The following is a 20,846-nucleotide window of genomic DNA, read 5'->3' as shown; positions in this document are numbered from 1 at the left end:
AAAACCGCCGGCTTATCCTGCCTTTAACGGATTGATCTGATAAAAACGCGGGCAGACCTTAGAGGCAACTTTCTCGCTTTTTACACCGTAATAATGGCCCTCATCCAGACGACGGCAGACCGTCGCGGGGCTTAAGGAATTCAGGCAGGAAGCCAGCGTTGACGAGGCGCATTGGGGAAAAATCGCATCCGGACCTTTAAGCGCCGCATAACGATCATTGTTCCAGGCTGTAAAGGAGCGGGTATAGAACGTCGTAAAATCGGCAAGGATGCCCTGTTCGTCAAGCTTAAACAGCTTCATTCCCGAGTAATTATGGTGATCGCGGCTGATGGAGGGCGTGGAGTAGGCATACACCATGGCGTTGGACAGCCGGATTTGCCGGATTTCATCCATGTGGGTATGGGATGTCAGCAGGGTTATTTGACCATAATGGGGCTGAGCGTCCTCCAGCAGACGGAGAAACGCCTGTTGGTACGCGTCATGCCACATCGGCTCGCCCTTGGGATTGTTGCCTGGCGGAACATGCATGGCGATCAGCAATTGCCTGGCTTTGTACGTGGATAACTGTTTTTTCAACCACCGCAATTGCCTGTTCGCCGCATCCTGTTGATGCGGGTAGGATGGCAGGAAAAAAGGGGTGTGGCTGAACAGGGTTGAGTTTAATGCAATGAGGATAATGGACTTATCACCCGGAATGACATAACTGGCATAATAGCCATCACGGCCCATGCCGCTGTCATTCAGCACCAGGCCGTCACAATAAGCGCAGGCTCCCTCCCAGTCAGCCGCCAAATCGAGCGGCGTTTTTTCTGCTGCATTAAAAGGTTGGTAATTGCCTTTCAGGGCGTCATTGTTCCCGGGAACATAAAACAGGGGCCGCTTACCCTTATCAGCCTCATACAGGGCGTGGAATACTGCCTGTTCATAGTCTGCCTTAACCGGCACCTGCCCGAATAAATGGGTGGGAAGGTCGCCCAGCGTGATAATAAAATCGGCCTTTCGCGACAATTGTGCGTATTTTTTCATGGCCAGCTTCAGCAGGGAGGGGCTGGTATCATGGCCGTCGCCATCCGTATTGCCGGCGCCGTAATGAATATCGGAGATGGTTAAAAAGCGAATGGCTGCCTGGCCGGAAAACGAGGCCAGCAACACAAGAATAAACAGCATAACACGAATCATGATAAGCCTTGGTCAAGCGCCTGTTAATCAGGCGCTTTCGAGTCTTTAACTGGTGGCTTCACGGATAGTCCAAACCCGTTGAGCGGTGAGCGGCGCTTCGTCTATCCACATCACCAGCGGCTTACCGGTTAAACCGGGCTTGTTTTTAGACGCCAGCGCCACGGCAAAGGGGTATTTTTTGCGAAGACCCTGCAGAGCATTCATGACCCGATTGGCATCGGACTGATTATCCTTCAGTACCAGTTCATTGCCACGGTACAGGATGGTCACCGCCTGCCCTCGAAGGGCTTGCTTAACCACGGTTTCCAGACGGCGCCACTTTGCCTGTCGGCTGCGCTGCAGTTCAGTCTGGGTTGGGTTTTGCTGATACTTGATTCGCGGGTGTTTGGAAAAGACCTTGGCCCAGGAATTATTGCTTGGCTTTTGCTGCAGGAAATACGTGCACAGGGCATCGACCACATAACGGTAACGGCCAGACACGGAAGGCTTGGTTCCCGGCAGACGATTAATGTAGATAGCAAAGGCTAAGGTGTGCGCATTGGCAGTGTAAAGGTAGCCGGACAAACTAATGACGCCCGTCATGGTGCCTGTTTTAGCGCGCACCAGATCCTGTTGATCAGGCCGCTTAAAGCGGCGCTGCAAGGTACCATCACGCCCCGAGATTGGCAAGGCGGCGATGTATTCGTACGAGAGCGGGAAACGCTCGTATAAAAATTTAAGCAGGCTTACGGTTTGATTCGGCGTTAACAAATCGTGCCGGGACAAGCCGGAACCGTCAGTCAGGATGGCATTCTGCAGCGGGATACCGGTTTGTTGCTGCAGGAATTTTTTAATGATGCTTTGCGCATCGGCCCAATTAACCGGCGTGCCCTGTAATTTCGCGGCAGCATGCAGGAACAGGCTGTCGGCATAGAGGTTATCGGAGGGCTTTAAGGTATCGGCCATGAGCTGAGCAATGGGCTTGGACGTGTCGGTGGCCAGCAACAAGGAACCGGCGGGTGCCCTGCCCAGGGTGACATTGCCTTCATGAACGATGTTGAGTTGATTCAGTTGCTGTTTGATCAACCCCTGGGCGTAAATCAGCGGGTTCTGGATGGCCATCTTCTGCTGTACCGCCCATTGGCCCACGCCGACACAGCCGCGCACCGTCAGTTGATTTTGCTTGTTCATGGAAAAATCCACGCCGCAACGGGAGGCTTTGTCTTTGGTGGTAACCTGATTATTAATGACAATACCGCCCTTGTCGCCTTCCACTTCAACAATGGCCGGCGCCCCGGGTTTATCGCCGGGATTGACTGTCACGATCATGCGGTTGGCATCAATCACTACGGGCGCCAGCGGCGCACCATAACTGTAAACCAGATCCTGCACCATCCAGCCTGGCGGGTAAGGGTTCACATTGGCATGGCTGCTGTCAATGACCACATTGCCGACGATGCGGTCGATGTGCCATGTTTTTAAGGAGGCCAACAGGCTGGCCAAGCGCTCGCGGCTGAAGGACGGATCACCGGGTAAATGCAGGTACAGCGTGCCGTTCAGTACGCCATTCTGCAAGGTGCCAATCCCTGCACTGAGTTGATTTTTAAACCGGTAATCCGGTCCTAAAACCATCAGCGCCGCGGCATCCGAAAACAGTTTCATGTTGCTGGCGGGAATGAAAGAACGTGCCTGATTGCGGCGATAAATCGTCGTGCCGCTGGTTAAGTCCACCACTTCGACACCGATGTTCATGGCGGGATCGACCTGATTGATAATTTTGTCCGCGCCGCTTTGAAAACTGGCATGCAGGCTGGTTGTAAACAACGCGCCCACAATCAAACCTGATAAGGTCCTTTTCATCAATTTCGCTTCCTTAAAGTAGGTGATTGAAATAACATCTGTCTGACACTCTGATTAGCCAAGACACCGACACGTCAGTGCAAAAGTGCTAATCATAACGCAAGCCCATGCGCTCAAGAAGCCCTGCCAGGGTATCATTATCAAAAAATTTTATCTGCAGCCATCCCCCGCTGCCGTCATCGTTTACAATTTGAACAGGCGCTCCGACTTGTTCCGCCAGCTGACTCTGCAGACGCTCAATATCCCGATCGCGCCGCCGATCGGTTAATGGGGCCGGGGCGGCTTTCGCCTGGCGCACTTTTTCTTCCAGTTGGCGCACAGACCATTGCCCGTCAATGATTTCATCAGCCCAGCGCATCTGCTCAAAAGGCGTCATGCCTACCAGGTTGCGCGCATGCCCCAGGGATAGCGCGCCACTGCAGATTTTATCCTGCACGGATTGAGTGAGCGTCAGTAAACGCAGAATATTGGCAATGTGACTTCGCGATTTGCCCACCAGCACGGCAATTTCATCCTGCTGGAAGTGAAATTCATCACAGAGACGACGATAGCCTGTCGCTTCTTCAATCAAATTCAGTTCCTGACGCTGAATGTTTTCAACCAGCGTTAACGCCGCGGCCTGTTGATCGGTGTACTGACCAATCAGGCAGGGAATGTCGCTTAATCCAGCCAGTTTCGCCGCGCGCCAGCGGCGTTCACCGGCAATGATTTCATAGCGTCCCGCCGCAATGGATCTGACCACCAGCGGTTCAATCAGACCCTGGGAAGTAATGGATTGGGCCAACTCCCGAAGCGCCGTCTCTTCAAAATGGATTCGCGGTTGATAGCGCCCCGGCTGCAGGGAATCTAAAGGCAATAACTGATACTGGGCAGGTGTTTGCATTATCCAAATCGGACTGGAAGACAAGTGCGAAAAATTGTTTCACAAGTGCCGCCCGTTTGGCAAATCAAAATGCTTAGGCTGCCCCGTCAGGAACAATCGGTTTTGGAGCAGGATCATAAAGATACCAGCCAATATGAAAAAGAACATGACCGGCGATGGCTGCGAGAAGCCCGTATTGCCAGAACAACCAGCCAAATAAAGCGGTCTGCCAGAGATTTAACAGCACCATGGCATATGCAAAACGACGGCTGGGTGTGCACCCTGCCGCGATGTAGGCGGGTAAATGCCCCAGACTGAGCAACAAGCCGCTGCTTAACATGGCAAAGCCAATAACGCCTGCCGAAATTCGCCCGGTAAACAGGGCGCCGAAATAGGCAATGACATTCATCAGCCCAAAACGGCCAATGATTTCTTCCACGACGCCGCCATACAGAATACAGCCGTCAAGCCGCAAGGCCGCACGCACGGTGTATAAAACCGTCAGGCTTTTGTCATCGAGAATACTGACAACAACGCCGTAATAGAGGAAAAAGAAGACCAACAGCCCGCCAAGAACACTTAGAAATACCGGCAACAGCATCTCCTGCAACAAGCCCGCCACCGGTTGATTGTGAAGCAAACCCTGCAGGATGGGTTCGTTTAACCCTGTTTTAAGCGATAAAATCGTACCGGCAAAACTCATCAGGATGACCATCATCAAGGTTTGCAGCATCGCAAAGCGGCTGATTTTTTTCCTTAACTCCTCGCTGTTTTTCGGCAACAGCAGATGAATCAGGCGGGGAATGGCGATGACAATGCCCGGTAAAGACAAACCGGTGAGGATGATAATCAGCGGCCAGTTAATCAGCATTTCGTTTATCCTTTGCGTAACACACTGTAGAAAAAACCATCCCGGTTTCCGTCCCCGGGCATGATTTGCCAGCCATGACCGGTAAAAAGTCCCCAGGGTTGTTCACCCGTTAAGACGTCACAATCGGAATACTGTGCTGCAAAGGCTGCAATCTGCTGTTCATTTTCAACTGGAAGAATGGAGCAGGTGGCATAAACCAGCACCCCCTGCGGTGCCAGCAGGGGCCAGAGTGCTTGCAGCAAGGCCTTTTGCAGGGCGGCCACCTCGCGGATGTCCTTTTCGCTGCGCAAAAGCTTGATGTCCGGGTGCCGGCGGATAACGCCCAGGGCGGAACAGGGGGCATCCAGTAAAATGCGATCAAAGCACTCGCCATCCCACCACGACGAAGGATCCAGGCCGTTGCCCTGGAGCACAGTCGCTTTCAGGTGCAGGCGTGACAGATTCTCGTTCACGCGCGTCAGCCGTTTTTCATCCACATCCAGCGCGACACAGGCTTTAAGCCGGGTTTCAGTTTCCAGAATATGGCAAGTCTTGCCGCCGGGCGCACAGCAGGCGTCAAGCACGCGCAGTCCGGATTGTAAATCAAGCAGGGTCACGGCCAGTTGCGCCGACTCGTCCTGCACAGAGACATCCCCCTCTGCAAAGCCGGGCAAGTCCCAAACATCACAGGCCTGCTCCAATGCGATGCCTTGCGCTGCCTGCGAGTGGGCGTGCGCTGCGATGCCGTTATCCTGTAGCCGCTTTAAGTAGTCTTCGCGGGAGGAGCGAAGTTGATTGACGCGCAGACTCATCGGCGGATGCTGATCATTGGCCTTCACTATCGCCTGCCAGTGTTGCGGCCAATCCTGTTGCAAGCGTTTAACCAACCAATCGGGGTGACCCGACAGGTACTCGGGCCGGGTGTGTACCTTTGCCAATAAATCGTCCTTTTCACGGCAGAAATTTCGGAGGACCGCATTGACTAACCCCTTAGCCCAGGCTTGTTTCACCAAGGTAAGCAACGCCACCGTTTCCTTGACTGTTGCATAGATAGGTTTGTTCAGATACATCAACTGGTAAAGCCCCATCAACACCACAATCCAGACCTCCAGCGGTTTGGGACGCTTTTTCAGCAGGCTATCGCCCAGGCACTGTAACCGAAAATAATGGCGACAGACGCCATAGGCAATTTCTTTAGCCAGTGGAGAGGCATTGGACAGGCTGTAGGATAGGGGGGTGTTTTCCTTAAACACAGCCATCAGGGCGTCTAAGGCCTGCAGGCGATCATTTTTACTCATTGAAGGACCTGATTAATCAATTGTCCGGCGCGGCCGGCATTCAGCCAATCGGCAACACGCATGGCTTTGCCGCCGGGAAACTGCAGAATTTCAATGCACAGCGCCCCTTCGCCCGTTGCTACCCGCAGGCCGTGCTTGTCGATGCTTAACACCGTGCCCGGGGCTTTACCGTGGGAATCGGGCTCACTACGGGCCTGATAAATCCGCAGGTTTTCCTCACCCATTCGGGTATACGCCACAGGCCAGGGATTATAGGCGCGGATTTGCCTGTCAATGACGTCAGCCGTCTGATGCCAGTCAATGCGGGCATCGTCTTTGTCAATTTTCGATGCGTAGGTGGCGAGCGCATGGTTTTGCACAACCGGTTTGGCGCGTCCTTCAGCCAACGCATCAATGGCTTCAAGCAGGGCTTTTGGCGCTAGTTGCGCCAGTTTATCGTGCAGACTGGCTGCCGTTTCCCTTGCCGTCAATTCACAGGCAGTTTCAACCAGACTGTCACCGGTATCCAGGCCAACGTCCATCTGCATGATGGTCACGCCGGATTGCTTGTCCCCATGCAGGATGGCCTGTTGAATGGGCGAAGCGCCTCGCCAGCGGGGCAACAGCGACGCATGCACATTGATGCAGCCCAAACGGGGGATGGTTAACACGTTCCTCGGCAGGATGAGGCCGTAAGCGATCACGACCATTAAGTCCGGTTTTAAGGCGGCCAGTTCGTCTACCGCTTCGGGGGTTTTAAAATTGAGTGGTTGATAAACCGGCAGGCCGTGATCGACAGCCCAGCGCTTGACAGCGGAAGGCTGCAGGTGGCGGCCGCGTCCCGCCGGCCTGTCCGGTTGGGTGTAAACGGCGGTGAGACGGTGCACCGAACCAGCCAGCGCCTCCAGACAGGGCAAACCAAACTCAGGTGTGCCTGCAAAAACAATCGACAGCGACGTCATTATTTGCGCGCCATCTGACGCTTGAATTTTTCAAGCTTGCGCCTTGCCATGCTGCGTTTGAGCGGCGACAGTAAATCCACATAGAGTTTGCCGTTTAAATGGTCAATCTCGTGCTGGAAACACTCGCCGAGCAAACCGTCAGCAGTCATTTCATACGCCTTGCCGTTTCTGTCCAGTGCCCGAATGGTGACCTTGTCGGCGCGCACCACCGTGTCGTATACCCCAGGCACAGACAGGCAGCCTTCCTGGTATTCTTTTTGCCCTTCGGAAGCGATAATTTCGGGATTGATGAGGACGAGCTGCTGTTTTTTGTCGCCAATCACATCAATAACCGACAAACGGAGGCTCACGCCGATTTGCGGAGCGGCAAGGCCTACGCCATTGACACTGTACATGGTCTCAAACATGTCATCGATGAGCGTTTGCAATGCGTCGTCGAACTGTTCAACCGGTTTGGCGACCTGGCGCAACACCGCATCAGGCAGGTAAATAATCTTGCGAATAGCCATAAGACATCTGTTTTAAAAGGTGAATTGCGTGGTATTATCGCTAATACCCTGTGCAGCTGCAAGATGCCAACAATTGGACCAAGGACTGATCAATGCGATACTTGCTGATTCTTTTATGCTTTTTTCTCTCATTTGACCTGCAAGCCTTCTCTTCAGCACCGCACGTGACATCCCTTCGCTCCGATTACCCCAGACGGTACGTTGTTCAGCCCGGCGATACATTGTGGTCAATTGCCACCAAGTATTTAAACCGTCCCTGGGAATGGAAAGCCCTATGGCATGCCAATCCGACCATTAAAAACCCGAACCGGCTTTATCCCGGTGCCGTTCTGGAACTCCGTTTTTACCAACGTCACCCCTACCTGAAAGTCTTATCCAACGGCACGATTAAACTGTCGCCGCATATGCGGCCCATGCCCAGTGACGCAGCGATTCCTCCCATCCCGCTCATGGACATCAAACCCTTCCTGAATGCGTCCCTGGTCATGGACAAGAACCTGCTGGCCCAGGCGCCCTACATCGTGGCTTTTACCGGCGAACACATGCTGGGCGGTCAGGGGGATGAAGTCTATGTGAAAAAACTGCATCCTTCACGTAAAATGCCAAGAGGTGCGACGATTTCCTATGCCGTGTACCGACCCGAGTGCCCCTACCTTGAGCCAGTGACCCATCGGCAATTAGGTTATAAAGCGACTTTAGTTGGCTATGGCGAATTGGTACGGGGCGGTGAGCCGGCCACCATCCTTTTGACGGAAATTACCGAGGGCGTCAAAATAAGAGACCGGGTCATGCTCAATGATTTCCCGGAATTCAAACTGAACTTTCTACCCAAAACGCCGAGCTATCCCATACGGGGCTCCATCATTGATTTACCCGGCGGCTTGCCCAGCGGTTCCACTCAGGGCGCTGTGGGGCTGGTGGCCGTTATCGACCGCGGAGATGACGCGGGGCTTGAATCAGGCGACGTGCTGGCGATTTACTCCGAGCAGCGCTTAATCCGCGATCCGCTCAATCGTCAGGAGGAAATCCTTCTGCCCCGCGAACGGGTGGGAGAAATGATGATTTTCAGAGTCTTTAGCAAAACCAGTTTTGCCTTGGTCGTGCGTTCAACCCGAGCCGTTCATTTGATGGATAAAGTTACCAATCCATGATCAACAAGCCTTACCTCCTCGCCTTAAACCGCATCCCTGCCATCGGCCCACGCACTGTCATGAAATTACTGCGACAATGGCCGGTATTGGCGGATCTGTTCAACACGCCTTATGCGGCCCTGCTTGACGCCGGTTTGCCGCCTAAAATGGCGCGGGCCATTGAGCGGTTTGAGCACAGAACCATCGACGCAGATACCGCCTGGCAGCAGTCTTCGCCCCACCACCATGTGTTGACCTGGGAGGATGACGCCTACCCGGCCCTGCTTCGCGAAATCCATGATCCGCCGGTGGTCCTCTATGCGATGGGGGACTTAGCCGCACTCAAGCAGCCCTGCATTGCCATGGTTGGAACCCGCAAGCCTTCCGTCAGCGGCAGTGAGACTGCCGAACACTTTGCCTTTGAATTGGCAAGCCGGCAAATCACCGTTGTCAGCGGGCTGGCATTGGGCATCGACGCCCGGGCACATGCCGGTTGCGTGGCTGCGGGAGGAAAAACCATTGCCGTCATGGGGACAGGCATTGATCGCGTCTATCCGCGCCAACACCAGCAACTGGCTGATAAATTAAGTAAAAACGGCTTGTTGCTGAGTGAGTTTCCGCTAAATAGTCCATCCAGTGCTGGACATTTTCCACGCAGAAATCGTATAATAAGTGGCTTATCCTTGGCCACCTTGGTTGTAGAAGCGGCACTTCGCAGCGGTTCGTTGATCACTGCGCGCCTGGCACTGGAGCAAAATCGGGAGGTGATGGCTGTACCTGGCTCAATCCATAACCCGCAATCCAGGGGGTGTCATTTTCTTTTACAGCAGGGCGCTAAGCTGGTTACCTCGACGGAGGACATCCTGGAAGAGTTAAAATTAACCATTCCGGATAAAAAAGCAAATCAATCCAGGTCATCCCTTGCAACCAACAATAAAAACCTAGTAAAGTGCATTGGCTTTGAGACGACGACGGTCGATCAGATCGTCGACCGCAGCGGCTTAAACGTTGAGGACGTTGTCTCTGACCTGGCCATATTGGAATTAGAGGGCATTGTCAAATCAGTACCCGGCGGTTACATGAGGTGTGCATATGAAAGATAGCTTGTTTGAGATGTTGATGAATTTCTTTGAGAAAAGTTTGTCTCAGTTAAAGGAAAACAAATCTCAGCAAAACGCAGAGACAGCCCAGCCAGACGGGGAAAATGGTCTTGATTCTACCAACCCTGAGAAAAGTACGCTCGTGGTCAGGCCAGCCAACATGACTGCCACGCGGGTGTTTACCGTTGATGAACAAATGAAACTGACCAAAGCCAGCCATCAGTTTATCGTGCGCATGATGCTTTGGGGCGTTATCGCGACTGAGACCATGGAGCAAATCATTAATCAACTGCTTTTTTCCGAATCCCGCTTTGTCACGTTGCAGGAGACGAAATGGACTATTCGCAATACTTTGGCAGAGCATCTTGATTCCGCACAACTTGCTTTTCTTGATCTTGTGCTCTATCAAAAAGAAGATGAACTACCCTTACATTGATAACACAAAAAAGTTAAGGCCAACTTTCTATGAACAAACATTTGGTTATCGTGGAGTCTCCCGCGAAGGCTAAAACTATTCAAAAATACCTGGGCAAAGACTACGATGTCCTGGCCTCCTATGGCCACGTCAGGGATTTGCCGCCGCGCAAGGGATCGGTCAATCCCGATAACCACTTCACCATGACCTACACTCCCATTGAAAAAAACGCGCGACACATCGAATCCATCGCCAAAGCGCTTAAAAATTCAGACTCACTCCTTCTGGCAACCGACCCTGACCGCGAAGGCGAAGCCATTTCCTGGCACGTTTACGAATTAATGAAAGAACGTAATCTGTTAAAAAACAAAGAAGTTCACCGTATTTTTTTCAATGAGATTACCAAATCGGCCATTCAGGAAGCCATTAATAATCCCCGCTCCATTTCCATGGATTTGGTGAATGCGCAGCAGGCACGCCGGGCGCTGGACTATCTGGTGGGTTTTAATCTTTCCCCGCTGTTATGGAAAAAAATCAGACGCGGCCTTTCCGCAGGCCGTGTGCAAAGTCCGGCTTTGCGCCTGATTGTGGAGCGCGAAGAAGAAATCGAACGCTTTATCGCCCAGGAATACTGGCGAATTATTGCCCACTGCCAGCATGAAAAAGCCGCGTTTGAAGCCCGCCTCACCCACTCTCAGAGTGAAAAGCTGCACCAGTTCAGCATCACCCAGGGTGACGAGGCCCACCGTCTGCGCGACACGTTATTGCAGCAGGCCCAGGGGGTTCTGGTTGTTGATAACATCGAAAAGAAACAGCGCAAACGCAAACCCGCCGCCCCCTTCATTACCTCCACCCTGCAACAGGAAGCGGCTCGCAAACTGGGCTTTACGGCGCGAAAAACCATGATGATCGCCCAACAGTTATACGAGGGGATTGATATTGGTTCAGGGACCGTCGGTCTTATTTCGTATATGCGTACCGACTCGGTCAATCTTTCCAACGAAGCGTTGGACGACATCCGGGAATTCATTATTAACCGCTACGGCAATGACAATTACCCCGGAAGCCCGCGTCTTTACAAAACCAAATCCAAAAATGCTCAGGAAGCGCATGAAGCCATTCGCCCCACGTCCATTAAACGGACGCCTGAAATGGTGCAGGAATCACTGTCCACCGATCAATTCAAGCTCTACAGCCTGATCTGGAAACGTACCGTCGCCTGTCAGATGGCCGATGCCGTTTTAGATACGGTCGCGATTGATTTCACCTGTGGTCAGGGCAACATCTTCCGTGCCAATGGCGCCACCATTACGTTTCCCGGTTTTCTTACCGTGTATGAAGAAGGGCAGGATGATCTGGCGGAAGACGAGCAACATGGCATTTTATTGCCCAATCTTAAACTCGGTGAAAAGGTGATGCTTCAGGATATCCAGGCTAGTCAGCACTTTACCGAACCACCGCCTCGCTATTCGGAAGCCTCGCTGGTTAAAGCCCTGGAAGAATACGACATTGGCCGTCCATCGACTTATGCCACCATTATTCATACCCTGCAGCAGCGCGAATACGTGATTGTCGATAAAAAACGCTTTGTCCCAACGGACGTGGGACGTATTGTTAACCGTTTTCTCACGGGCCATTTTACCCGCTACGTGGATTACAAGTTCACCGCCGAACTGGAAGACACGCTGGATGCCGTGTCGCGCGGCGAGCGGGAATGGGTGCCCGTGCTGGAAGAATTCTGGAAGCCGTTTATTCACCAGGTCCATCAAACCGATGAACAAGTGCAACGCAAAGACGTGACCACCGAGACCCTGGATGAACAATGCCCCAAATGCAGTAAACCCTTAGCCATTCGTCTGGGTAAACGCGGGCGTTTCATTGGTTGTACCGGGTATCCAGAATGCGATTACACCCAGGATTTAGGCCATGCTGAAGGGGAAAAAGCCGAACCGGATGTCGTGGAGGGTCGAAGCTGTCCCGAGTGTCAGGGAGCTTTGCACATTAAAACCGGACGCTACGGCCGCTTCATTGGCTGCAGTAATTACCCCGATTGTAAATTCATTGAACCGCTGGAAAAACCAGCCGATACCGGTGTGGAATGCCCCAAATGCCATGAGGCCACCCTTTTGAAACGGAAGTCGCGCAAAGGCAAAATTTTCTATTCCTGCGGCAACTACCCCAAATGCGACTATGCCTTGTGGAATGAGCCGGTGGCAACACCCTGTCCTCAATGCGCCTGGCCCTTGTTGACGGTCAAGGAAACCAAACGCTCAGGCAAACAAATCCTTTGCCCCCGCGAAGGCTGCGGCTACAGCGCCGACGCGGAAGAGTAACCGCTTAATAAGGGAAGTGACTCCCTTTGTTTTTTCTAATCGCATTCTCGAATGAGAAATCAAGTTCCGGCGCAGGGTTTTCTAAAGCCTGCGTCAAGGTAATGAATTGATAGCCGTTTTTCCGGTACATGGCAATGATATCGCCCAGCACATAACTGTTCAGTACATTGGCATGCAACAACAGAATTTGCCTGGCATTCTTGTTTTTGGCCTTCTTTTCTGCGCGCAGCGTGCGGTTCCAGATGTAGGCTAAGTAACGGGGTTTGAGTTTTTGAATGTAGGCTTCCCTTGAACGATAGGGCACGCGATAAACCATCTCGTTAAAGCGGAAATCATCGCTGTCAATGGTCACCGGCGCGATGACATAATGCTGTTCAGCCAAGTATTGATGGACCTTTTCCCGCGTTTGGTTAGCCCCTTCGGCCAGGTAGGGGTAACGGAAATACTTCGGCTCCGTCATCAGCGGGTTAAGGATTTTATCGGCTTTTTCGATGTCGGCAATGTAACGGTCCGCGCCAATCTGATTTAAGCTGCGGTGCGAATAGGTGTGATTGCCCAACTCAAAACCGGCCTGACGGAATTGCTCAAGAAAAGCCCATTGCCCTTTTTCGATGGCGCCGGCAATCACAAACCCGGTGGCAGGCACTTTATTATCCACAAGGGCTTGAACAATTTTACTGAAACGCTCCGTGGCACGCTGTTGATTGCCTGGGGTATCCATTCGCGAGGCCACCAGCGGCAAATCATCGATGGTAATGGCAATTTCCTTTTCAGCAAAAACCAGGCTGGATGCCAGACACAACACAATGAATAACGTACGCATAATAATCCTTTATTCAGCATTCGTTTGATCAGTTTAACAGATGATAGAAGAATTTCGAGGGGGATCAATCACTTATGTCAACCGTCTTTTTCTCCCTTTGTAAACAAAATGAGCTATAATCCATCATTTTTTCACCGGACACTTCTGAGTTCCCCTCATGCCAACAGACCATTCGCCAACCCATGCCCGTGATTTGCAACGATTCAATCAATTAAAAGCCTTGATCATTAAACGGCGAGCCTTTGAAGCAGCCCATCCTTACCCGCCTTATTGCCTCTACAAAACCGATTTCAATTTTACCGATGTGCACGGTAACTCGTTATTGCATTATGCCGCTGCATTGGGAGACATGGATAAACTAAGGGAATGCCTAAAAAACAACATCGACATCGATAGAAAAAACAACCTCTCCCAACAAGCCATACATCTGGCTCTGGAAAACGGTCACTTGGCCGTAGCACAGAAGCTGTTCATGGAGAATGCGGATTGCAGCGATGTCCATTTAAGCCAATGCCAGAGAAATCCTGAACAGACGGCCTGGTTTAAAGAAGCGATCGAGCAGTGGTTAAAAGCCGCATTCCCTTCGGCCAAAAATTACCGCACGCCCCGCTGCACGGGTCAATTTTTCAAGCAAAAGGGCGAAATCCACCCTGTCTCACTAAGACGCGTCGCAGAAACGGGCAATACCTCTTTTCTGAAATCTGCCATAAGGCAACACGCCTTACCACCCGACGTCGTTAATCACTTACTGGTCGTTGCGGCAGCCAATGGCCAATTGCACACCGTGAAATACCTGCTTGAAGAGGCGCGGGCAATCAGCGCACCGGGTGGAACAACGGCATTGATTGAGGCAGTAAAAAACGGCCATGGCCCTGTTGTTGATTATTTATTAAGTCAGAACGTGGCCATTAATCAACAGGACAGCTTAAAAAACACAGCCTTAAGCTATGCCATCACCCGTCACGACAAAGGCACAGCGAAGCGATTGCTGGCGCTTGGCGCAACCTGCCAGCACGAGAACTTAATCGGGAATAGCCTTCTTCACCTTGCCGTGAAAAGCGGCTGTCCCTTTTTAAGCGACCTGCTTGGCTTGCCGGGCTTTGCGGATCGGCGTCATCACAGGAACATGTACGGTTTTACTCCTTTTGATCTTGCCGTTCAACATCAGCGGGATGAATGGCTGCCCTTGCTGGCGGAAGGACAGGATTTAACAGCGATTAAACAAAGCGCGGCTTACGGCCACCCCCCAGTCCCTATCCATCAGGCAGCTGTATTGGATAACATGCTTTACCGTCTGAAGCTCAACTACCGTGATACCCGTTATTTTGATCACGATGGCCACTGTCACGGGTTTTCCTTTCTCCATTCCCTTTATGCCGACCGCGAGGATTATTATTTTGCCACCTTACGCTTGATGAGTCATTGGAATGGCAGCGAGGACGATTTATTCAAGCCGTTGAATCCGGCACTGCCCCAGGCCGCCTGGTATAAAAACCTGGATGAGTTGTTTGAACAATGGACGAATGATCTCCTTTGGTTCCAACACACCCAACTGCGAACGATTGATTCGTTGCGGCAAACGGATCGCCAGAACCAATTTGACCTGATTAAGGGGAGTTCGCAGGAAAACAGCCAGTATCTTCCCCTTTATGTGGAACCTGAACACAACCGTGATGAACAGGGAAAACCCGTTAATTATGCGCGCGGCGAGGCAGAGCTTCTGGAAATTCTGTCCTACATGACGCGTATGCCCTCCGGCATTCATTTTGAATTCATCGGCGGCGGGCATACCACGTCCGCTTATAATAAAAAGCCCCATTCGCTGGCTTATTACGACAGCAATTTTACGTTTAAATTACAGGGGAATACCCACGCCCAGGCGGTCATCCGAAAGCGATTGGACTGGGTAGAAGGCGCAGGTACTCAGGCAAGGTATTTAATCACCGCCTTCTGTTTTCAGAAAGACGTTAATGAACTTAAGCTGTCGACGTTTACTGTTTTTGATGAGCAGGAATTTCCCAAAAGCGCGGCTGAGGCGATGCAGTTTCAGCAACACTCAGCCAATCAGTTTACCCCCTTGCACATTGCCGTCATGACGCGCAGTTTACCTGCCATCAAACGGCTGCTCTGCGATGGCTTTTGCGACATTCACGCCCGGGATCGCTCAGGCCGCTCAGCCCTAAAAATGGCCCTAGACAGCCATTTTTATGATGCCCTGGGTTTGTTTTTAACCTCACCGGACATCCCTCTTGATGAGTTAAGCGGTTTTATTCGTCAAGCCTATCGAACTAACGAAAAGGACATTCTTCAAGCGGCACTTGCCCATCCAAAGGCCCGGCAGTTAATCGGTTTGTTGCTGGAGGCTATTCAGAAAGAAGACCTGCCCTTAATCCAACGTCTTCTGTCTCAAGCGAAAATAGATGTCAATCAGAGCGTTTCTGACACCCTGCCCCTCATTGAAGCCTTACAAACCGGCCATGAAGGCATCATACAGACGTTTTTCAATCATGGCGCTTCGCTGTTTATAACCTGCGGCTATGCGAAAACGCCGTTGAAAACGGCTTTTCTCAGCCATTCCCGTTGCATGGACGTGGTGATTGCCCGCTTAAACGGCAACCTCCACCGCCTTGATGCAACGGGCATGGCGGCCATTCATCATGCGGCGGAGCAGGCCAATGCCCTGGCCTTGCGGAAATTAATCAGTGCAGGGGCGGATGTGCGGCAGGTCACGGCAGGCGGTAAAAGCGTTTTTCAACTGCTTGGCGATTCGTCCTGGGGGATTCATGATCAACGGGAATGTTACCGCTTACTTATCGGTCAGTATCAGTTTGACTTATCAACGGAGTCTGATCGTCAAATCCTGCAACAGCTGTTAGTAAAACTGGCTCTGTCTTACGATGAACACGTGTATCAACTGCTTCTGCGCCAATGCAGGCCGGAAATCATCGATGGCCTTCGCATTCATGGCCAACCGTTTTTGCATTACTTAATTCGCAACCGCTGCCTTGCACCCTTAGCTTCCCTGCTTGCACATGGCGTTCAGGTGGACCCTCTCTCCGAGGACGGCAATACGCCATTGATGGCGCTGATTCAAGCCACCACCTTACCCAATCGACACAAGATCATTGCGATGTTCATTGACTTTGGCGCCGAGGTCACCCTCAAAAACAATCAGGGTAAATGCGCGCTTTTGCTCATGCAGCAAAGCACGGATGACCACATCAGGCAAATTGCAGAGGATGCCCGTTCAGAATCCCCATTGCGTATGGGTTAATGGCTATTGACGGCTGGCATCAATGCTTTTCACCCGACCGTTTTCAAACGTCAGTTCGTAGACAAACTCGTTGGGGGAGTTCTGGTATGTCCATACCTCAATTTGCCGGATGCTTTCACCCACCGGGTTACCCCAGGCATCCAGCAGCAATTGCCGATCTTCACGGATTTCTTTGGCCAAGGGCTCACCGCATTTTTTAAGGACCGCAAATTTGGTGTCTCCTTCATACACCAGGGATTGTTGGCAACGCATGGCCTGCGCAGCCATTGGGCTTAACGCCATTAACAGGCCAGCCAGCAGCATCAATCGTTTCATATCGCCTCGCCTTGGACGTTCAACTCCTAGATTGAGTATAGAACTTTTTCACTTCCTGAATGGTTCGTTCGATGTCGTCGCGGTGAATGTCCAAATGAGTGACTAAACGCAAGTGGCCGCTTTTATTGGGATTTTTGGGCCAAACAATGCCCTGGCTTTGCAGATGGGTCTGCAGTTTCGGGTAGTGTTTATCCGCTTTGACAAAAAGAATATTGGTTGCAACGCTCTCCACCTGAATGGATTCAATCCCTGCCAATTGCTCGGCCAACCGCAGGGCGTGCTCATGGTCCTCTCGTAACCGCGCCACGTGATGCTCGAGCGCATAAATCCCGGCCGCGGCCAGCAATCCGGCCTGCCGCATGCCGCCGCCCAGCACTTTGCGCCAACGCCGTGCTTTACCAATCAACTCGCGGGAACCGCATAAAACCGAGCCTACGGGTGCCCCCAATCCTTTGGACAGGCAGATGGAAATGGAATCGAAGTGCCGGCTTATTTCCTGCAGTTCAACCCCTGAATGCACCACGGCGTTAAACACCCGCGCACCGTCTAAATGCGCGCTTAAGCCCTGTTCGCGGCAAAAAGAAGGGATGGTTTTCAGGTAGTCAAGCGGCAAGGCTTTACCGGACAAGGTATTTTCCAGGCACAATAGCCGACTACGGGGATGGTGATCTTCCACCGGCTTGATGACCAAGGCTACTTTAGACAGCAACAGGGTGCCGTCCGTCTCAAAATCAAGGGGTTGCGGCTGCACACTGCCCAATACAGCAGCCCCTCCGCCTTCCCACACGTAAGTATGCGCTGTCTGACCGACAATGTATTCATCGCCGCGCTCACAATGCGCCATGATTGCCATCAGGTTGGTCTGGGTACCTGATGGCGCAAAAACAGCAGCCTCCATTCCGGCGCGCTCAGCGAGAATGGATTCAAGCGTTTTGACGGTTGGATCTTCACCAAACACATCGTCGCCTAACTCTGCATCCATCATCGCTTTCATCATGCCGGCCGTCGGTTGGGTGACCGTATCGCTTCGAAAATCAATTCGTTTCATTTTCACGTCTCGCTTATCGTGGTGTAGATTGCTTTCAGGGAAGGAAGTAATTTCTGTAAATGACTGACTGTGGTAAGGATCGCCTCGGCCTCTTGATGTTTTCCCTGCTTCAGACAGTAGGCATACCAGAGCAGCCAGCTATGGAAAATCTGGCACCACAGGGTGTCATCGGCTTTATGGCGGTGCGATACGCGTTCATAATAACCGGTCAGCACCGCTGTGTATAACGACGCTTCGAAGCGTTGTTCTACCACGCCGGCACAATTCAGTGCAAGGCCCAGCAACTCCACCAGCGGGTGAATTAAACCCGCACTTTCCCAATCCAGCAGACACAGGCGTTTGTTGTCCTGCCAGACGACGTTATGGCTGTGCAGGTCGCGATGGCTGACGACCCATTCATGGTCACGGTGATTGCGTTGCTGATTGCATTCGTCAATCAGTGAAGAAACCCCACTCAAGCCGGAGGCGTCATCAACCTCGATGGCTGGAAAGGGTTGCGCCAGATGATGCTTAAATCCCAATTGATGAAGGGCAGCCAGCGCTCTGCCTGAACAGGCTGCCCGATGGGGTGATGACCGCTCATGGATTTTGCCGGGACAATAGGGTTTAAGTAAACCGACCCGGTTCCCGACCGGGGTAAGAAATCCGGAGGGATGCGGGCGTAATGCACGCTGTGTCAGCCCAAGACGGGTGGCGACGACCGCCGCCAATTCCTCTGTGAATTCAAGATGATCGGCATGGGTGGGACCTAACCAGGTCGATGAAGCAAACAATTTGGCCACCCACAGGCTACCGTCCTGTAACCGCAGTAACTCATTGTGGTGCTGAAGCCCTTGGCTTAACGAGGTCACCCACACCAGAGGCTCAGGGAGGAAGGGCATCGCCCAATGATTTACAGCAGCTGTTGGCATGTCGGTTTAAGCACGGGCAGGTGAGCGGTTATTGCTCATTCATTAATTGTTCGATGTAACGTCGACAGGTTAATGGTTTATCCAGGTAATTGATCAAATAGCGTGTTCCGCCTGTCCCGGTAATAACGAGCGATCCATAGCGTAAAAGACTGCCTAAGATGGACTGGCGAATGTCTATGGTTTCAATTTTAGTCAGCGGAATATCCACCGTCTGGCGCACCAGCACGCCCGTGCGCAATATCACCTGCTTTTTTTTAATTGTCAGAGAGGAAAAATGATAAGTCACCCAGGTAATCCCTATCCAGGCTAAGGCGAAAAGAACAACGAACAGAGACAAGACTTTTAATTGTTCAAACTCGATACCGAGGAGCATGCCCGCCAATGCCAGCATCGCCGGCCAGAAAAAAAGGACTAAATGGAGTCCTGCTTCATAGACAACATTCGTATCGGCTTTTTCCTTCATTGGTATCCTCATTATTCTTATTGCCATATCATAGAGGAGATGCAATAAATTTGCTATGCTCCCAAATCGGTTCATTTAAGCCCGGCTACCTCTCTGTATGCGCCCCGTTAATCAGTGCCTGAATAAGCAACTGGCTTCTCTCTGCGAGCAGAGCATGAAATTGAGTGAGTTGAATGACAAGCTGACCTTGTATTTAAGTCCTTCGCTTCGTGCTCATTGCACTGTGGGCAGTTTTAATCGCGGCTGTCTGGTATTGGCACTCACTGACCCTGCCTTTGCTACACCGCTTCGCTACGAGCTTCCGGCGTTGCGCGATCGATTGCGCAAAGAGGCGGGGTTTTATCAACTCCTCTCCATCCAGATTAAAATGATCGTGCCGCAAGTGAAATTGAGTCCGGATATCCAAAGAAAATGCCGGCCGCTCTCAGACAAGGCGCGTGCAGCCATTCAACAGGCGGGAGAAACCTGCCCTTATCCGCCGCTTCAGGAGGCACTTTACAAACTGGCACAGGACAATAAAGCCTAGAGGCGCATCGGCATTGAGGATTACTGCAGAGGCAAGGACGTGTGATTAGGCTTCAACAGGGAAGAAATCAGGGACAACCGCGGGTTGGTAATTTTCAGCATCAAAATAGGTGTATTCCCAGGCATCCTGACGAACCATCAATTCCCTGAGCAGGCGATTGTTCAATTCATGCCCGGATTTGTAGCCTTCGAACGCGCCAATCAAGCCGCATCCCAATAAATACAAATCGCCAATGGCATCAAGGACCTTGTGAGCGACAAACTCACCTTCGAAGCGCAAGCCGTCATCATTGAGCACGCGGTAATCGTCTACCACGATGGCATTGTCCATGCTGCCGCCTTTCGCCAAATCATTTTCACGCAGTTTTTCATAATCGGACAAGAAGCCAAAAGTTCTGGCACGGCATACTTCTTTGACATAGGACGTATCGGAAAAATCGAAGCTCGCCTTTTGCGGCCGACCGTTAAACGCCGGATGATCAAAATCGATGGTAAATGAGATTTTATAGCCATTGTACGGCAAAAATTGCACGTACTTGTCCTTGTCTTCCACGCGAATGGGTTTCAATATGCGGATAAAACGCTTGGCAGCGCTCTGTTCACGGATTCCTGCGGATTGAATTAAAAAGACAAAGGGAGCCGCACTGCCATCCATGATGGGGATTTCCGGCGCATTGACATCCACATAGGCATTATCAATGCCCAATCCAGCCAGAGCTGAGAGCAAGTGCTCAACGGTTGCAACCTTCACGCCGTTACGGTGCAGCGAGGTGCAGAGCATGGTGTCGCCCACGTTGTCGTAGGAAGCAGGGATTTCAACGGGTGGATTTAAATCAGTGCGTCTGAAAACAATACCGGTATTGATGGGTGCCGGGCGCAGAGTAAGAAGAACTTTTTCGCCTGAATGCAAGCCTACACCTGTTGCTTGAATTACTTTCTTAGGAGTTCTTTGTTTTATCATGCAATGATCACCTTTTCTCGATACCCTTTTTGTTGACGCGCAATAAACGACCAAATCATAACAGCAATTG

General features: G+C 51.8%; 19 protein-coding genes. 6 read left to right on the top strand and 13 right to left on the bottom strand.

The window, feature by feature from the left end; genetic code table 11:
• Nucleotides 1-12: 12 nt before the first annotated feature.
• From DYE45_RS02120 to def, 7 genes are all read right to left on the bottom strand, one after another.
• Nucleotides 13-1,179 (bottom strand): metallophosphoesterase, encoded by a 1,167-nt coding sequence (locus DYE45_RS02120; RefSeq protein WP_108293148.1) that lies wholly within the window; start codon nucleotides 1,177-1,179, stop codon nucleotides 13-15.
• 45 nt (nucleotides 1,180-1,224) lie between these two features.
• The gene (dacB, locus tag DYE45_RS02115) at nucleotides 1,225-3,018 is read right to left on the bottom strand and encodes a D-alanyl-D-alanine carboxypeptidase/D-alanyl-D-alanine endopeptidase (protein WP_108293150.1); all 1,794 of its coding nucleotides are present in this window, start codon (nucleotides 3,016-3,018) and stop codon (nucleotides 1,225-1,227) included.
• 88 nt (nucleotides 3,019-3,106) lie between these two features.
• A complete protein-coding gene (locus DYE45_RS02110; RefSeq protein WP_108293152.1) occupies nucleotides 3,107-3,901 on the bottom strand; it encodes a ParB/RepB/Spo0J family partition protein in 795 nt (264 codons plus the stop codon).
• A gap of 73 nt (nucleotides 3,902-3,974) precedes the next feature.
• A complete protein-coding gene (locus DYE45_RS02105) occupies nucleotides 3,975-4,751 on the bottom strand; it encodes a CPBP family intramembrane metalloprotease (RefSeq protein WP_108293154.1) in 777 nt (258 codons plus the stop codon).
• Between the two features lie 5 nt (nucleotides 4,752-4,756).
• Nucleotides 4,757-6,028, bottom strand: coding sequence for a 16S rRNA (cytosine(967)-C(5))-methyltransferase RsmB (gene rsmB / locus DYE45_RS02100; protein ID WP_108293156.1), 1,272 nt, complete (start codon nucleotides 6,026-6,028; stop codon nucleotides 4,757-4,759).
• A complete protein-coding gene (gene fmt, locus DYE45_RS02095; RefSeq protein ID WP_108293158.1) occupies nucleotides 6,025-6,969 on the bottom strand; it encodes a methionyl-tRNA formyltransferase in 945 nt (314 codons plus the stop codon). Before fmt ends, rsmB begins: the two co-directional genes overlap by 4 nt.
• Nucleotides 6,969-7,478 (bottom strand): peptide deformylase, encoded by a 510-nt coding sequence (gene def / locus DYE45_RS02090; RefSeq protein ID WP_108293160.1) that lies wholly within the window; start codon nucleotides 7,476-7,478, stop codon nucleotides 6,969-6,971. The genes fmt and def overlap by 1 nt, the downstream gene beginning before the upstream one ends.
• A 92-nt stretch (nucleotides 7,479-7,570) precedes the next feature.
• On the opposite strand from def, the gene DYE45_RS02085 reads away from it, so the two are divergent.
• Genes DYE45_RS02085 through topA form a run of 4 tightly spaced genes read left to right on the top strand, consistent with a single transcriptional unit; the run spans nucleotide 7,571 to nucleotide 12,456 of the window.
• On the top strand, nucleotides 7,571-8,629 hold the full coding sequence (locus DYE45_RS02085; protein WP_108293162.1) for a LysM peptidoglycan-binding domain-containing protein: 1,059 nt from the start codon (nucleotides 7,571-7,573) through the stop codon (nucleotides 8,627-8,629).
• Nucleotides 8,626-9,711, top strand: coding sequence for a DNA-processing protein DprA (gene dprA / locus DYE45_RS02080; RefSeq protein ID WP_108293164.1), 1,086 nt, complete (start codon nucleotides 8,626-8,628; stop codon nucleotides 9,709-9,711). Before DYE45_RS02085 ends, dprA begins: the two co-directional genes overlap by 4 nt.
• Nucleotides 9,701-10,144 carry a DUF494 family protein gene (locus tag DYE45_RS02075; RefSeq protein ID WP_108293166.1) on the top strand — a complete coding sequence of 148 codons (444 nt, stop codon included), beginning with the start codon at nucleotides 9,701-9,703 and terminating at the stop codon, nucleotides 10,142-10,144. Before dprA ends, DYE45_RS02075 begins: the two co-directional genes overlap by 11 nt.
• Before the next feature lie 29 nt (nucleotides 10,145-10,173).
• The gene (gene topA / locus DYE45_RS02070; RefSeq protein ID WP_108293168.1) at nucleotides 10,174-12,456 is read left to right on the top strand and encodes a type I DNA topoisomerase; all 2,283 of its coding nucleotides are present in this window, start codon (nucleotides 10,174-10,176) and stop codon (nucleotides 12,454-12,456) included.
• 4 nt (nucleotides 12,457-12,460) lie between these two features.
• Here topA and DYE45_RS02065 read toward each other — a convergent pair whose 3' ends face one another.
• Nucleotides 12,461-13,279 carry a polysaccharide deacetylase family protein gene (locus tag DYE45_RS02065; RefSeq protein WP_370447862.1) on the bottom strand — a complete coding sequence of 273 codons (819 nt, stop codon included), beginning with the start codon at nucleotides 13,277-13,279 and terminating at the stop codon, nucleotides 12,461-12,463.
• A gap of 157 nt (nucleotides 13,280-13,436) precedes the next feature.
• On the opposite strand from DYE45_RS02065, the gene DYE45_RS02060 reads away from it, so the two are divergent.
• On the top strand, nucleotides 13,437-16,553 hold the full coding sequence (locus tag DYE45_RS02060) for an ankyrin repeat domain-containing protein (protein ID WP_115300315.1): 3,117 nt from the start codon (nucleotides 13,437-13,439) through the stop codon (nucleotides 16,551-16,553).
• Nucleotides 16,554-16,556: 3 nt separating this feature from the next.
• Here the strand turns inward: DYE45_RS02060 and DYE45_RS02055 are convergent, their stop codons facing one another.
• The 4 genes from DYE45_RS02055 to DYE45_RS02040 are packed head-to-tail and all read right to left on the bottom strand — an operon-like array spanning nucleotide 16,557 to nucleotide 19,290.
• Complete coding sequence (locus DYE45_RS02055; protein ID WP_108293174.1) at nucleotides 16,557-16,868, bottom strand: DUF2845 domain-containing protein; 312 nt, start codon at nucleotides 16,866-16,868, stop codon at nucleotides 16,557-16,559.
• A 19-nt stretch (nucleotides 16,869-16,887) separates the two neighbouring features.
• Nucleotides 16,888-17,916, bottom strand: coding sequence for a low-specificity L-threonine aldolase (gene ltaE, locus DYE45_RS02050; RefSeq protein ID WP_108293176.1), 1,029 nt, complete (start codon nucleotides 17,914-17,916; stop codon nucleotides 16,888-16,890).
• A 2-nt stretch (nucleotides 17,917-17,918) separates the two neighbouring features.
• Nucleotides 17,919-18,827: a phosphotransferase gene (locus DYE45_RS02045; protein ID WP_108293178.1), complete on the bottom strand. Its 909-nt coding sequence runs from the start codon at nucleotides 18,825-18,827 to the stop codon at nucleotides 17,919-17,921.
• 28 nt (nucleotides 18,828-18,855) lie between these two features.
• Nucleotides 18,856-19,290 (bottom strand): PH domain-containing protein, encoded by a 435-nt coding sequence (locus tag DYE45_RS02040; protein WP_108293180.1) that lies wholly within the window; start codon nucleotides 19,288-19,290, stop codon nucleotides 18,856-18,858.
• A 97-nt stretch (nucleotides 19,291-19,387) separates the two neighbouring features.
• Between DYE45_RS02040 and DYE45_RS02035 the strand changes: the two genes are divergently transcribed.
• A complete protein-coding gene (locus DYE45_RS02035) occupies nucleotides 19,388-19,816 on the top strand; it encodes a DciA family protein (protein ID WP_108293182.1) in 429 nt (142 codons plus the stop codon).
• A 45-nt stretch (nucleotides 19,817-19,861) separates the two neighbouring features.
• On the opposite strand, the gene lpxC is transcribed toward DYE45_RS02035, so the two are convergent.
• On the bottom strand, nucleotides 19,862-20,776 hold the full coding sequence (lpxC, locus tag DYE45_RS02030) for a UDP-3-O-acyl-N-acetylglucosamine deacetylase (RefSeq protein WP_058531819.1): 915 nt from the start codon (nucleotides 20,774-20,776) through the stop codon (nucleotides 19,862-19,864).
• Nucleotides 20,777-20,846 lie beyond the last annotated feature (70 nt).

The sequence above is a fragment of the Legionella taurinensis genome, assembly GCF_900452865.1.
Taxonomy (GTDB): Bacteria; Pseudomonadota; Gammaproteobacteria; order Legionellales; family Legionellaceae; genus Legionella_C; species Legionella_C taurinensis.
Note: the sequence above shows the minus strand (reverse complement) of the source record. Positions and strands in the feature narration are given on the sequence as shown.